This window comes from Pseudooceanicola nanhaiensis DSM 18065 (genome assembly GCF_000688295.1).
Taxonomy (GTDB): Bacteria; Pseudomonadota; Alphaproteobacteria; order Rhodobacterales; family Rhodobacteraceae; genus Pseudooceanicola; species Pseudooceanicola nanhaiensis.
Genome location: NZ_JHZF01000020.1, coordinates 89315 through 103178, shown reverse-complemented (window position 1 = coordinate 103178; position 13864 = coordinate 89315). Strand labels below are relative to the sequence as shown.

At 62.6% G+C, this 13864-nt stretch carries 13 protein-coding genes and 5 pseudogenes; 11 read left to right on the top strand and 7 right to left on the bottom strand.

Translation table 11 applies throughout. From position 1 onward, the window contains the following. The coding region (locus Q344_RS0122655; protein ID WP_156954793.1) for a transposase domain-containing protein at nucleotides 1-248 on the top strand (248 nt) is incomplete at its 5' end. 2 nt (nucleotides 249-250) lie between these two features. Here the strand turns inward: Q344_RS0122655 and Q344_RS24950 are convergent. Then, nucleotides 251-895 (bottom strand): CoA transferase, encoded by a 645-nt coding sequence (locus tag Q344_RS24950; protein WP_268238700.1) that lies wholly within the window; start codon nucleotides 893-895, stop codon nucleotides 251-253. Between the two features lie 74 nt (nucleotides 896-969). On the opposite strand from Q344_RS24950, the gene Q344_RS26525 reads away from it, so the two are divergent. The 3 genes from Q344_RS26525 (at nucleotide 970) to tnpC (ending at nucleotide 3034) form a co-directional block, all read left to right on the top strand. Then, on the top strand, nucleotides 970-1110 hold the full coding sequence (locus tag Q344_RS26525; RefSeq protein WP_229669273.1) for a hypothetical protein: 141 nt from the start codon (nucleotides 970-972) through the stop codon (nucleotides 1108-1110). Continuing rightward, entirely contained in the window at nucleotides 1107-1457 is a 351-nt protein-coding gene (gene tnpB, locus Q344_RS0122640; protein ID WP_028288718.1) for an IS66 family insertion sequence element accessory protein TnpB, read from the top strand. The genes Q344_RS26525 and tnpB overlap by 4 nt, the downstream gene beginning before the upstream one ends. 68 nt (nucleotides 1458-1525) lie before the next feature. Then, nucleotides 1526-3034, top strand: a complete 1509-nt coding sequence (tnpC, locus tag Q344_RS0122635; protein ID WP_156954796.1) for an IS66 family transposase — start codon at nucleotides 1526-1528, stop codon at nucleotides 3032-3034. A gap of 322 nt (nucleotides 3035-3356) precedes the next feature. On the opposite strand, the gene Q344_RS26665 is transcribed toward tnpC, so the two are convergent. The 5 genes and pseudogenes from Q344_RS26665 to Q344_RS24935 all read right to left on the bottom strand — a co-directional run. Then, nucleotides 3357-3887, bottom strand: a complete 531-nt coding sequence (locus Q344_RS26665) for an efflux RND transporter permease subunit (protein WP_268238702.1) — start codon at nucleotides 3885-3887, stop codon at nucleotides 3357-3359. Between the two features lie 3 nt (nucleotides 3888-3890). Then, complete coding sequence (locus Q344_RS26660) at nucleotides 3891-4520, bottom strand: efflux RND transporter permease subunit (RefSeq protein WP_028288715.1); 630 nt, start codon at nucleotides 4518-4520, stop codon at nucleotides 3891-3893. Nucleotides 4521-4596: 76 nt separating this feature from the next. Next, a complete protein-coding gene (locus Q344_RS0122615) occupies nucleotides 4597-5628 on the bottom strand; it encodes an IS110 family RNA-guided transposase (protein ID WP_028288714.1) in 1032 nt (343 codons plus the stop codon). A gap of 102 nt (nucleotides 5629-5730) precedes the next feature. Next, nucleotides 5731-6490 (bottom strand): annotated as a pseudogene (locus tag Q344_RS25915) (IS5 family transposase). A 63-nt stretch (nucleotides 6491-6553) separates the two neighbouring features. Then, nucleotides 6554-7225 (bottom strand): annotated as a pseudogene (locus Q344_RS24935) (IS3 family transposase); the annotation flags it as partial. On the opposite strand from Q344_RS24935, the pseudogene Q344_RS25910 reads away from it, so the two are divergent. The 4 genes and pseudogenes from Q344_RS25910 to Q344_RS24920 all read left to right on the top strand — a co-directional run. Then, nucleotides 7224-7930, top strand: a pseudogene (locus Q344_RS25910) (transposase); the annotation flags it as partial. The pseudogenes Q344_RS24935 and Q344_RS25910 sit on opposite strands and share 2 nt — an antisense overlap. Before the next feature lie 53 nt (nucleotides 7931-7983). After that, nucleotides 7984-9198: an IS256 family transposase gene (locus tag Q344_RS0122585; protein ID WP_156954792.1), complete on the top strand. Its 1215-nt coding sequence runs from the start codon at nucleotides 7984-7986 to the stop codon at nucleotides 9196-9198. 57 nt (nucleotides 9199-9255) lie between these two features. After that, nucleotides 9256-9663 (top strand): annotated as a pseudogene (locus tag Q344_RS24925) (integrase core domain-containing protein); the annotation flags it as partial. 259 nt (nucleotides 9664-9922) lie between these two features. Beyond that, nucleotides 9923-10204 (top strand): annotated as a pseudogene (locus tag Q344_RS24920) (integrase core domain-containing protein); the annotation flags it as partial. Nucleotides 10205-10315: 111 nt separating this feature from the next. Here Q344_RS24920 and Q344_RS0122570 read toward each other — a convergent pair. Then, nucleotides 10316-11071: an enoyl-CoA hydratase/isomerase family protein gene (locus tag Q344_RS0122570; protein WP_036540400.1), complete on the bottom strand. Its 756-nt coding sequence runs from the start codon at nucleotides 11069-11071 to the stop codon at nucleotides 10316-10318. A gap of 203 nt (nucleotides 11072-11274) precedes the next feature. Here Q344_RS0122570 and Q344_RS24915 point away from each other — a divergent pair, with 203 nt between their 5' ends. The 3 genes from Q344_RS24915 to Q344_RS0122555 all read left to right on the top strand — a co-directional run bounded on the left by Q344_RS24915 (nucleotide 11275) and on the right by Q344_RS0122555 (nucleotide 13834). After that, nucleotides 11275-12063: an IclR family transcriptional regulator gene (locus Q344_RS24915; RefSeq protein WP_051631028.1), complete on the top strand. Its 789-nt coding sequence runs from the start codon at nucleotides 11275-11277 to the stop codon at nucleotides 12061-12063. Further along, the gene (locus Q344_RS24910) at nucleotides 12060-12482 is read left to right on the top strand and encodes a PaaI family thioesterase (protein WP_051631027.1); all 423 of its coding nucleotides are present in this window, start codon (nucleotides 12060-12062) and stop codon (nucleotides 12480-12482) included. Before Q344_RS24915 ends, Q344_RS24910 begins: the two co-directional genes overlap by 4 nt. A 245-nt stretch (nucleotides 12483-12727) precedes the next feature. Beyond that, entirely contained in the window at nucleotides 12728-13834 is a 1107-nt protein-coding gene (locus Q344_RS0122555) for a C4-dicarboxylate TRAP transporter substrate-binding protein (RefSeq protein WP_169739223.1), read from the top strand. The last annotated feature ends 30 nt before the right edge of the window (nucleotides 13835-13864 follow it).

Sequence of the window (13864 nt, the reverse complement as noted above, 5' to 3'; positions counted from 1 at the left end):
GTCGCATCGGGATCGATAACAACCCGGCCGAGCGCGCCATGCGCCCGATCGGCGTTGGCCGCCGCAACTGGCTCTTCGCTGGCTCCGACAGCGGCGGGGAAACCCTCGCCCGGGCCATGACCCTGATCGAGACGGCGAAGATGAGCGGGCTGGACCCGCAAGCGTGGCTTGCTGATGTCCTCGACCGTATCCACGATCACAAGATCAACCGCCTCGACGAACTGCTCCCGTGGAACTGGAAGTCGTAGGATCAGGCGACGGTATCAACCGGCCGGTTACGTCCCAGCCAACGAAGCTGACCGGGCGTCGCGCTGAGATGAGGGACCGGACCAATGACCTGGGTCTGTTCGCCGTCGACCGACACGATGTCCCCACGATGGCGTATCTGCTCGTTCGTCATGATCTCTTCGACGCTCAACACACGCGAGGCAACCGCATCATGGCGGGCGAATACCGCTTCCACTTCCTTAGCCGTGTGCTGCGTGACGAAATCATTGATCGCGTCAAAGACCACCGTCATGTGCCGCGACATCTCGCCCAATGTCGCGAACCGCGGGTCATCGGCGAGGGCATCGCCTCCGACCGCCCGCAACAGGCGCTGCGCGGTTTCCGCGCTCCCTGCCGAAACGCTCAGCCACACCCCATCGGACGTTCGGAACATCCCCCCCGGAGCAAAGTCCATCGGCTGGCGCAGCCCATTGCGTCGCGGCGAGAGGTTCGCGCCAGTCAATGCGGGAACAGGATAATCCATCAACCGAAGCAGGGCCTCGAATACTGCAATATCGACGACCTGACCGCGTGCTATCCCCTTTTCGCGAGCAAATAGCTCGATCATGACTCCCAAAGCGCCGGGAAAATCCAGCTTCCGGCGGTCCAGGGTTGGGGAGTAGTGCACCGGAGGACGGCGACGTTTTTCTGCCGGTGGACATTTCTGGCCCGACTATTGAGGACCGGACGGACGCGGCGCGCGTGGAGACGCTCGGTCTGAACAATGGGACCGTTCTGGCCAATCGCATCGACATCACGCTCTCGGACGGTCGGCGGATCGTCATCGAAGGACCGACGGCGTTGTCGGCCGTGGTCAGGCTGGTCCAGGGGCTGATAACTTGATCCCGGTGCCGAGCAACACGTGGGTCTGGCTGGCGGCCTGGGTCACCGACATGCGGCCGGGCTTCAACACGCTCGCCGCGCAGACGGAAAAGGTGCTGGCGGAGGACCCGTATTCCGGCCACCTGTTTGTGTTCCGCGGGCGCCGGGGTGACCTGTTGAAAATCATCTGGTGGGACGCGCAGGGCGCATGCCTGTTCTCGAAACGCCTGGAACGCGGGCGTTTCGTCTGGCCTGCTGCCAAGGAGGGCAAAATCAGCCTCAGCCCATCGCAATTGTCGATGCTCCTGGAGGGGATCGACTGGCGCATGCCGCAGAAGATGTGGCGGCCCCTAACGACTGGCAATTAGCCCGACAACCCAGCACCTTAAGCTTCACTTGCGCGCGGCGAAACGGTACTCTTCCGGCAATGCTTGAGATGCCGCGAACCCGGCCATCCGATCACGACGAGCTCCGTGCCCTCACGGCACAGCTACGCGATCTGGCCAGGTCCCAGGCGCTGAAAATCGAGAAGCTCGAACATCAACTGGCTGGTCATCGCAAAGCAAGGTTCGGCTCCAAGTCGGAAAGCCTGGACCAACTGGCATTTGCCCTTCACGAGGACGCCGAGATCGCCGATGCCGCGGCGGCCCTGCAGGAGGAAGCCGGTCAGGTCGATGACGACAACCCCGGCAAGCGCAGGCACAGCCGTGCCCCGCTGCCCGACCATCTGGAACGGCAATCCGAGGTGCTGTCCCCGGGCGAGACATGCGCCGACTGCGGCGGGACCATGCGGGCACTTGGCGAGGATGTGACGCAAGAACTGGAATACATTCCGGGGCGGTTCGTCATCCGCGAGATTGTGCGCCCGCGCATGGCCTGCAACTGCTGCGAAGCCTTTGCACAGTCTCCAATGCCGAGCCGGCCGATCGAACGAGGGCGCGCCGGCCCCGGTCTGTTGGCGCACGTGTTGGTCGGCAAGTACTGCGATCACCTGCCAATATACCGGCAATCCGAGATTTACGCCCGCGAGAAGGTCGATCTGCACCGGTTGACGCTGACCGATTGGGTCGGGCGGTCGACGGCGCTCCTGGCACCCCTGGCCGATTACATTGGCAAGCAGGTGCGGGCGGGACCCACTCTCTTCGCCGACGATACCCCGGTCAAGATGCAGATCGGGGGCAAGACCGGCAAAGCCCAGACCGCGCGGATGTGGAGCTATGTCCGCGATGAACGGCCTTGGTGCGGACAAGCTCCGCCCTGTGCCTGGTACCAGTTCAGCGTGGATCGCAAGGGTAAACATCCCGCCGGGCATCTCGCGGGTTACAAAGGCATCGTGCATGCCGACGGGTTCACCGGCTTCAACGGGTTGTTCGGCGAGGGTCTGGCTAGCGAGCAGGCCTGCATGGTGCATGTCCGTCGCAAGTTCGTGGATGTCTTTGAACGAAACGGCTCCACCATCGCCCGGGAAACCATCGAACGCATCGCCGGGCTCTATGCCGTCGAAAAAGAGGCGCGGCACAAATCGCCGGACGAACGCGTCGTCCTGCGACAGACAAAGGCCAGGCCCATCTTCGACGAGTTGGAGATCTGGTTGAAGGCTCAACTGCCTAAAATATCGGGGAAAACCAAACTGGCCGAGGCCTTTCGCTACGCCCTCAGCCGCATGCCCAAGGCCAGGACCTATCTCGAAGACGGCCGCCTGGAGCTGGACAACAACATCTGCGAGCGCTCAATCCGGCCGCTGACCCTCGGGCGGAAGAATTATCTGTTCATGGGGTCGGAAGGCGGCGGAAAGGCCGCAGCGATTGCCTACACCCTCATCGAAACCGCCCGCATGAACCGCGTCGATCCGGAAGCCTGGTTGACCTGGGTGCTGACCCGCATCTCCGATCACAAGATCAACCGCATCGACGACCTCACTCCCTGGAATTGGCAGCCAACTTGAGTGTCAAAGGCGGTTACGCCGGACGGATACCCTGGCGTTCTACCAGCCGCAGTTCCGCTGTCTTTTTTGCCCACTCGAACTATGGCCTGCGGTGCGTTCTTTCAGGCCTGTGGGACGAAGCACTCGTCTTTGGCGGCACCGAAGTGGCTCCGACATTCGGCGGTTTTCTCGAAGGCGCGCTTGAGGCGACGGAACATGCCTACACCGTCCTTAAGACGGGTCGAGGGCGCTCAGAGAAGCCGAGAAGCGCCGTGAACGTGAACGGTAGCCCAGTGAACAGCAGACCGAGAACCATCCCCGTGACCGACATCGGAACCACGATCTACAGGATCAGTGGCTGGCGCACTTTGTTGAACATCAGGATCGAAATTGTCAGCATTACCAGAAAGCCCAAGGGAAGCTGTTTGCCGAGACTTGCCTGCGCTTCTCCCGCGCTTTCGAACTCGCCACCCCATTTCATCGTGTAGCCTTCGGGAAGCCGAATGGCTTCGATATCAGAGCGGACACTGCGAAAGGCCTCATCTGCTGTCAGGTCGCCGCCTGCACCGCCGAGGACCGTTATCGTACGCTCACGGTCGCGGCGGTGGATAAGGGCCTCGACGAGGCGGGGCTCAAAGCCGGAGACGAGGTTGGCCATCGGCACATAGCCATTTGCACCCGGCGACCAGACGGAGAGATCGCGCAAACGATCCAGCCCGTCGCGCTCGACCTCGGGAAGCCGCAGATACATCGGGATTTCGGCATCGCCTTCGCGCAGGGTGCCGACCCGCAGGCCCGAGGTGCCGTATTGCACGGTGTCCGAAATCGATCCGCGAGTCGCACCGGCCAACCGCATGCGAGCCTCGTCGACGATGGGTTAGACGAGAATTTCGCGCTGCCGCCAGTCTGTGCGCGGGTTTGTGATCGTGCCGGCCTCGTCGAAGATCGCGAGCGTGTCAGCCGATAGCTGCCGGAGGACCACCGGATCGGGTCCGGAAAACCGGACGGCGACGTCGGCCCCGGCAGGCGGACCGAAGACGATCTCCTCGACGCGGATAAGAGCATTGGGGAATTGCGCCAGCAGTTCGCGATTGAGACGCGCCGCAACATCGGGGATGAGTGTGGCATCGGTCGCACGCACGATCAGCTGACCGTAGCTCGCATCGGCCTGCTCAGGGTTGTAGGCCAGCATGAAGCGGCTGGCCCCTCGCCCGACAAGCGTCGTCACGTCCGTCACGATCTCCTCGCCTAGGCTCAGGACTTCGGTAACGGGGCCGTCCCGGTCAAGCGGTTTCGGCCGCATGAGATTGTCCGCGGGACCGCGGGTATACATTTCCATGGTTTCGATTCGCTCTGCTGGCGCCGTCTTCTCTTCTGCGAGATCACCCGGGTTCATGCTTCGGTTCGTGGTCAGCGCGAGGGCTGCCATCAAGATGCGGGTTCGGTGCAATTCCGATGTGTCCATCTCATAGGCGTGCTCGGCAAAGCCGGCATCAGTCCTGAGCACGACATCATCGGAACCACGTCCCTAGGGACCTCTCTAAGACCTGCCGTCAGGCAGGACGCGTAAAAGCTTCAGTCGATCATGTTGATTGGCCGATGGGAGCTTCCGATTGGAACACGGTGCCATCACGCCACATCCGGTGCAGCACCACCGCGATCCGCCGTGCCAGCGCAACCATCGCGCATTTTCGGCCGCGGCGGCGGGCAATCTGCGCGGGCCAGGTTCTGAGCCACGTCGATGGCCCGCGGTTCATCATGACAGTCGCGGCCTGGCAAAGGGCGCGGCGTAGCCCCGCATCACCCGCCTTGGTGATATGGCCCGAGACATCCCGCTCGCCGGATTGATTACGAGAGGGCGTCAGGCCAGCCCACGGCCCGACCTTCTTCGAAGATTTAAACCGAGCCGGGTCATCGACCGCAGAGCGGAACGTCAGCGCCACGACCGCGCCGATCCCCGGCATAGACATCAGGCGCCGGCACACCTCGTCCTCCTGGGCCAGGCCGCGCACGTGCCGCTCGAGCCGGGCAAGTTCATGGCGCAGGGAGGCACGGGCGCGGAGCATCGGCTCGGTCGCAGCGTCCAGCATCACATTGTCTGCGGCCAGTTCTCGGATGCGGTGTTCGAACCGCCCACGGGAGATGGCGCCGACCTTAAGGCCGAAGTTCCTCAGTAACCCGCGTAGCGACATCTCAAGCGCGAGCATCCCTTGCTGGACCGCCTTGCGCGCCGTCAGCAAGGCGCGGACTTCCTGCGCCGAGACGGATTTGCAATGAACCGGCCGGAACCACCCAAGATGCAGCAACCGCGCGATGCCCTCGGCATCCCTTCTGTCAGTCTTGATCGGCATCGCTTTCAGGGCACCCTTCACTTGGCGTGTCTCCATCAGCACCACGTCCAGGCCGGCGGTCGAAAGTCCCCGATGCAACCACTGAGACAGCGGCCCGGCTTCGAGACCGACGGCAGCAATGCTGCCCGGCTGCGTGCCGATCCAACGCTCCAAGGCCTCGGGCTCGCTGGCGACTTCCGCCTCCTTCACGATCCCCCCATGCTCGTTCAGTACGCAGACAGCGGTTTTCTCGAGCGATACATCCAGTCCGACAAACAGTCTCATTCCGTGATCCTCCTCCAGGGTGCGATGCGGGTACGGCGACAGCTCGCGCGACAGCTGGCAAGCGGTAACGGCGGCGTGTGGCGCAGGCCCCGTTACGGCATCTCATAGCCAGTAGATGACGATAGCGGCGAGAGCGATGGCCGATAGGAAGACTTTCGGGCAGCGGTCATAGCGGGTCGCCACACGCCGCCAGTCCTTCAGCCTGCCGAACATGATCTCGATACGGTTTCGGCGTTTGTAGCGGCGCTTGTCATATTTCACCGGCGTCGTCCGCTGCTTCCGGCCCGGGATGCAGGCGCTTATCCCCTTGTCTTCAAGCGCTTCCCTGAACCAATCGGCATCATAGCCGCGATCTCCGAGCAGCCAGTCGACTTTCGGCAAACGGCTGCAAAGCGCCCGCGCACCGACGTAGTCGCTGACCTGACCGGCCGTCACGAACAGGTTGAGAGGACGTCCCTGGCTGTCGCGCAGATGGCATGAAGCTTGGTGTTCATGCCGCCCTTGGTGCGACCGATCAGGCGACCGCGCCCCCCTTTTTGACGCCCAGACTGGACGCCGTGCGGTGGGCCTTCAGATAGGTGGCATCTATCATCACGGTCTTCGTCTCGCCGTGCCCGGCAGCCAGTCCGGCCATCATCGCCGCGAAGACGCCGCTCTCGCTCCACCGCTTCCAACGGTTGTAGAGCGTCTTGTGAGGACCATACTCCGCCGGTGCATCGCGCCAGCGCAACCCGTTGCGATTTAAGAAGATAATGCCACTCAAGACACGTCGGTCATCGACCCTTGGCTTGCCATGGGACTTCAGGAAGTAGGGCTCCAGACGAGCCATCTGCGCGTCGCTCAGCCAGAAGAGATCAGACATATCACCGCTCTGTTTTTGCGCGGTGAATCACGCCCTTCCGCTGAGATCAATGGGTCCTGAGCCTAGGGTGCGCCATAGCCTCTCGATGAAGATGTTGTCGAGGAAGCGGCCTTTCCCATCCATCGATATCCGCACCGCTGATCGGCGCAGCCGGTCCGTCCATGCGAAGGATGTGAACTGGGATCCCTGATCCGTATTCATTATCTCGGGCGGGCCGAACTTGTGGATGGCCTCGTTCAGCGCCTCGACACAGAAGTCGGCCTCCAGCGTGTTCGAGATCCGCCAGGACAGGACCTTGCGGGTGTGCCAGTCCATGATCGCCACGAGGTATTGGAACCCGCGCCGCATGGGCAGGTAGGTGATATCCGAGCACCAGACCTGGTTCGGACGTTCCACCCGCAACCCTCTCAGCAGATATGGATAGGTCTTGTGGCCCCTTGCTGGCCTGCTGGTGTTGGGTTTCTGGTAAATCGGCATCAACCCCATCAGGCGCATCAGCCGGCTTATCCGCTTCTCGTTCACCAGATGCCCGTCGTTGCGCAGGTGCCAGGTCATTTGCCGGACACCGAAGAACGGCGTCTCCAGGAACTGCTCGTCGATCTGCCGCATCAGGCCGAGGTTCTGTTCGGTCTCTCCCTTCGGCTCAATCAAATGCTCTGCCCCCTGTAAACTGGACCGTTCGAAGCTGGAGTTTCGGGCTAAGCTTTCCTGGCTGGGAGAGGAGCGGAAACTCATGAAGGCATCGAAGTTCACGGAAGCGCAGAAGGCGTTCATCCTGAAGCAGGGGGAGCAGGGAACGCCCGTCGCGGAGATCTGTCGCAAGGCGGGGATCAGCCAGGCGACCTACTTCAACTGGAAAAAGAAATATGGCGGGCTGTTGCCGGACGAGATGCGCCGCTTGAAGGCGCTCGAGGACGAGAACACGCGGCTGAAGAAGATCGTGGCCGACCTGACGCTGGACCGGGAGATGTTGCAGGACGTTATCCGGCGAAAGATCTGAGGCCTGGACGTCTGCGAGAGATCGTGACCGGGATGTGCGTCGACTGGGGCGTGTCGATCCGGAAGGCCTGTGGGGCCATCTGCTTCGACACGTCCAGCTACCACTACAAGTCCCGGCGGACGGATCAGGCTGCCGTCGAGAGGCGGATCAGGGAGATCTGTGAGACGCGGGTTCGCTACGGTTACCGCCGCGTCCATATCCTGCTGCGACGTGAGGGATGGATGATCAACATGAAGAAGACCCGGAGGATTTACAACGAGTTGGGCCTTCAGCTGAGGAACAAGCACCCGAAGCGCAGGGTGAAGGCGAAGCTGCGGGAAGACCGTCAGGAGGCGGTCGGTCCTAACGATGTCTGGGCCATGGACTTCGTTCACGACCAGCTCGCCATGGGCAAGAAGCTCCGCATCCTGACGGTGGTCGACACCCATTCCGAGAGTGTCAGTTCTTCTGTGTATGAGTGATCCGGTCCATGCTTCTTCGAAAGGAAGCATGCATGACGATCTCGAAGGAACTGCTGGACGAACTGCTGAAGGGCGTAGAGCGTCCTGAGGACCTGCTCGGCGAGGCCGGGCTGATGAAAGAGCTGAAGATCAAGCTCATGGAGCGGATGCTGGGCGCCGAGCTGACGGCGCACCTTGGCTATGAAGAGGGCAAGGACGCCCCTCCGGGTCAGAGCAACCGCCGGAATGGCGCCTCGACCAAGGTGCTGAAGGGGCAGGACGGCGAGATGCCGGTGGCGGTGCCCCGCGACCGCGACAGCAGCTTCGAGCCTGAGCTGGTGAAGAAAGGCCAGACCCGGATCGACGGCATGGACGACAAGATCATCGGGCTCTATGCCGCCGGGCTGACGGTCCGGGACATCCAGACCCATCTTCTCGATCTTTATGGCCTGAAGGTCTCGCCGGACCTGATCAGCCGTGTCACCGATGCGGTGCTCGACGAGGTTCGGGAATGGCAGAGCCGGGCGCTGGAGCGGATGTATCCGATCGTGATCTTCGATGCGCTACGAGTGAAGATCCGCGATGCCGACAGCCGGACGGTCAAGAACAAGGCGGTCTACGTGGCCTTGGGCGTTACCCGCGATGGCCAGCGAGAGGTCCTGGGCCTGTGGATCGCCGAAAATGAGGGCGCCAAGTTCTGGCTCTCGGTCATGAACGAGCTGAAGAACCGGGGCACGCAGGACATCCTGGTCGCGGTCGTGGACGGGCTCAAGGGCTTCCCCGAAGCCATTACTGCCGCCTTCCCGGACGCCATGGTCCAGACGTGCATCGTGCACCTCGTGCGCCATTCCCTGAACTTCTGTTCCTGGAAGGACCGCAAGGTCGTGGCCGCCGATTTGCGCCGGATTTACAGCGCCCCGACCGCCGATATGGCCGAGGCCGAACTCGATGCATTCGAGGAAAAATGGGCTGGGAAATACGCCTCCATCGCCCCGGCCTGGCGTCGGGCGTGGCAGGAGGTGATCCCGTTCTTCGGCTTCGATCCAGCGATCCGCAAGATCATCTACACGACGAACGCCATAGAAAGTCTGAACCGCGTGATCCGCAAAACCATCAAGACGCGTGGATCATTCCCGACGGATGAGGCTGCGACCAAGCTGATCTACCTCGCGATCCGCAACTTCGAGAAGGACGGTCGAAATGTTCGGGAATGGTTTGCGGCCCGCAATCAGTTCGCCATAATGTTCGGCGAGCGCTTCGACGCTTGAGTATCCCAAACCGCATGGGCCGGCCCGGATACACAAAGTTCAGGACACTCCCCCCATTCCCGGCTCTGTCCGGCGGCCGATCCCCGCTTCGCCTACCGCGGCGAGGACGTCGTGCAGACGCTCGAAATGGTCTGCGCCAAGGTCGGCTACCCGAAGACGATCAGGGTCGACAATGGCAGCGAATTCATCTCCCGCGACCTCGACCTCTGGGCCTATGCCAACGACGTCACGCTGGACTTCTCGCGGCCCGGAAAGCCGACCGACAACGGGTTCATCGAAGCCTTCAACAGCAAACTGCGGGCGGAATGCCTGAACGCGCACTGGTTCATGAGCCTTGCCGACGCCCGCGAAAAGCTGGAAGATTGGCGTAGACACTACAACGAAGACCGACCCCACAGCGCGATCGGATACAACGTCCCGATTGCCGTGCATTATCCCGATGACGCAACCAGCCCGTCATCGTGAGACAGCCGAAAAATCCAGCTCCCGGCGGTCCAAGGTTGGGGAGCAGTGCACAAACCTGCGGACTCTCTCGGAAACCGGAGGAGAGTCGGGTCTCAGGTCAGATGGTAGAATTGGTGACGGTCATAGCCGGTCTCCTCAGCGGTGTGGTTATCCAAAGCCGCTGTTGAGACCTGAGACCCGGTTATGGCCACCCGCTGCGCTATTTGGGAGCTGCGCGCGTGGCCATAACCCAAAAAAGCGCTTCTTCCCGACGTGCTACGGCTCATGCTACGTCGCCAGGGAGACGCGCATCTTCACTCGCCAGCTCGGCCTGACGCCATGCTACACGCCCTTGAAGAGCCCCGAGAGCAACGAGATAGCGGAGGCGTTCGTGAAAACGTTGAAGCGCGACTACGTCCACGTCACGCCGTTGCCTGACACCGTCACAGTCCTCAGATTGATCGCCGGGTGGTTCGAGGACTACAACGACCACCACCCGCACTCAGGGCTGAAGATGCGCTCGCCTCGCGAGTGCATCGCAGCTCGAACCGTGACCGCCTGAGTGCCCGGTGAAACGGGGGCAAGACCACAGACAGCCGATAACTCGGTGCCAGACGGCCGATGCGAGGCATGTAATTATTATCCGGACTGCGCTTGCAGCAATCTTCGACGTTCAGCTGCCGGTAAACTTGGCAGGACGCTTCTCAAAGAACGCGGCCTTGCCTTCAGCGTGGTCCTCCGAACTGAACATGAGTGCCTGAATCTCGCGTTCCCGCATCAGCACCTCGTCCAGCCCCGACGACAGGACCGACCGCGTCAGCGCGATCGGCAGCGGTGCCTTGACGGCAAGGATCGCCGCCAGTCTCTGCGCCTTGTCCAGCGTCGTGCCTTTCGGAACGACCGAGTCGATGGCCCCCCAATCCAGCGCCTGCCGGGCGTCGAAGGTTTCGTCATACATGAAGATCTGCAGTGCGCGTCCCCGTCCGACGCGGGCGGGCAGCGTGTGGAGGATGCCCACGTCCGGCGCCATCCCGATGCCGCCGTATCCAGCCTTGAAACGCGCGCTCTCGGACGCGACGATCGTGTCGCAAAGCAGCGCGAGAGCGAGGCCGCCGCCGACCGCCCAACCTTCCACGGCGGCGATCTTGGGCTTGCTGCTCTGCGCCAGAAGCCGCACGAGATCGTGGACGATCCGCATGCGATCCAGCGCCTCGCCGATCGGCTTGTGACCCATCGACGTGACATCCCCGCCGACACAGAAATTGTCGCCCTTGCCGGAAAACACGATCACCCGGACCTCGGGATCGCTTTCCAGTTCCCTGAACTTGTCGAGCAGGGCAAGTCGCATCGGTATCGAGAACGCGTTCCGCTTTTCCGGGTCGTTCATGATCACGGTTGCTACACCCTCGCTGCGCTTTTCTATGATCATGTCCCTGACCTTTTCCTTGGTATTGCCTGTTTCGGACACCGGGCCCACAGGGGTATTCCAGTTGCCAATGTGCTGTTCCGTCTGACCGGTCCCGCGATGTGCGCCCGCGCCTTGCGGCGGTCCATAACATCGAAAGAATGATCTTGCGTGCTGAAAGCTATTCCGTATTCTGAATCACGTCAAGGGAGCGAGGGCGACGTGCGATGACCACGGACAAACCCAAACCGGTTCCGGCCATCCGGAACGCGGCCATCATCCTGCGGTATCTCGCGCATAGCGGAGAGGCCGAAGGCGTAACCGCCATCGCGCGCGCAACCGGGCTGAGCGTGTCCAGCACGTTCACGATTCTCCGGACGCTTTCCGGAGAGGAGCTTGTCAGCTTCGACCCCGAGACCAAGACCTATCGCATCGGCATGGGGATGATCGGGCTGGTCAGCCCCCTGCTCGCCGCGGATCCCTTCGACATCGTCCGGCCCACCGTGGCCGAGATCGCCGACGAACTGGGGGTGATGATCGCGATCTGGCAGGTGGCCGAGGACGAACATTTCATCCTGCGCTACAGTGTCGTCAGCCGCCTGCCGCTGTTTGTCAGCATGCGCGAGGGCGCGCGGGTTCCAGCCTATGTCGGCGCGGTCGGGCGCTGTTACGCGGCCACGACCGGGATCACCGAAATCGCGGCACGAAAGAAATTCGCCGGTATCCGCTGGCAGAACCCGCCGACGTTCGACGACTACTGGCGCGACGTGCTGACCTGCCGCGAGACGGGGTTCGCCTTCGACTACGGCAACCTCTTCACCGGCGCCAATTTCGCCGCCGCGCTGGCCTGCGATCTGGGCGGGCGGCCGCGGATCGGTCTCAGTTCCATCAGCCTGTCGGGCCAGTTCACGCAGGACCGCATGGCGGACATCGCGCGTCGGCTGAAGCGCCTCGCGGGCCGGATCGAGGCGAACGTCTTTGGCACCACCACGCCATCCGACAGGAGAGTATCATGAACGCACCAAGTGACCCCAAGCCGAGCTTCGGCACGCTGGTCGGTATGAAACGGCTGGAGTCCGGCTCGGGCACCTGCGTGCTGGAGCTGACCCTCCGGCCCGAGCACTGCAATATCAACGGCACCGTTCACGGCGGCGTTCTAGCGACGATGCTGGACACTGCCGGAATGTGGGCCGGCGGTCCGGACGGACAGCCGACGCCGGGCGCGACCGTTTCGATGACCTGCAGCTACATATCGGCCGTGCCCTACGGCAAGTTTGACAGGCTGGTGGCCCATGCCCGCCTGACCAAGAAGGGCCGCCGCCTGTATTTCTCCGACATCCATATCCTGGCCGAACCGGGCGAAAAGCTTGTCGCCAATGGTCAGGCCATCTGCGCCGTCGCTGCCGAAAGGACCGAGACTTCGACATCGGCCTGATCCGCCGACCGCATTTTTGACCAGACCGAGACCCCCGAACGCCGGGCGTGACATGGTCATGCCAGCCGGTACCACACGCCGCTTTGACCGCAGTGTGCGAACGGACGGTCTTTGCCTGACGCCAGCCGGGCCCTTCGGCCCCGGTGCGCAAGACAACCGAACGTTTGACCGCCTCGCGACACCGCGAACCAGCGCAACGCACGTCCCAAACCGCAGCCATGCTGCACACTCTTGGAGGAGACCCCGTGAAGGCCAGAACCACATCGTCCGCCACCGTCATGGCCGCCAGCCTGCTGGCCTCCCCGGCCATGGCGCAGAACCTCGAATACCGGAACTTCCTGCCGCCCACGCACCCCAGCAACGTTTTCGCGCTGACGCCGATGTTCGAGGAGATCGCCGAAAAGAGCGGCGGCAAACTGAACATCAACCTGCAGGCCGGCGGTGCGCTGGCCGGGCCCAAGGACACCCTTTCGGCCATCGAGACCAGCCTGATCGACGGCGGTTTCATCGTGTCGATCTACGTCCCGAACGAGATCCCGCTGAACAATGTCATGTCGGACATGGTGATGGTGATGGAAGATCCCGTCACGATGGTCGGCGCACTGAACGAAACCGTGCTTCTGGACTGTCCGTCCTGCCTGGAGGAATACCAGAGCCACAACGTCACCTACCTCGGCTCCTATGCCACGACGGCCTACAGCCTGATGTGCAAGGAACCGGTCCAGACGCTCGCGGATATCCAGGGGCTCAAGATCCGGTCCTCGGGTGACGCCTATGGCCGCTGGATCAACGAAATGGGCGGGATTCCCGTCAGCGTGGCGACGTCGGAAGCCTACGAGGCGCTGCAGCGCGGGCAGCTCGACTGTGTGTTCGGGTCAATCGGCTGGCTCAAGTCGCTGTCGCTCTGGGACGTGTCCAAGCATGCCTTGCGTCAGGAAATGGCCGGCTTCGGCGGCGGCGCGCTGGTCGCCTTCAACACGGCATCTTGGGAAGGGCTGACCGACGAGGATCGCGCGATGATCATCGACGCGACACCTTCGGCCCTTGCCCGACTCGCGGTCGGCTATGTCGAGGAAGACGACGAAGCCGTGGCCGAGGCGGCCGAACACGGCGTGACGGTCTACGAGAAGGACGCCGAGATCGACGCCCCGCTGACGGAATACAAGAAGTCCGAGATCGCGGCCGCCGTCGAGAAGGCCGGTGAGCGCGGTGCCGAGGGCGCACAGGAGGTGGCGGACGCCTTCGTCGCGAATATCGCCAAGTGGAAGAAGATCTCGGAAGAGGTCGGCGGCGACGTCGCCAAGGTCGAAGAGGCCCTGCGCCGCGAGATCTATTCCAAGCTGGGCAACTGATCCCGGCACGAAGTCACCGGACCGGGCGCG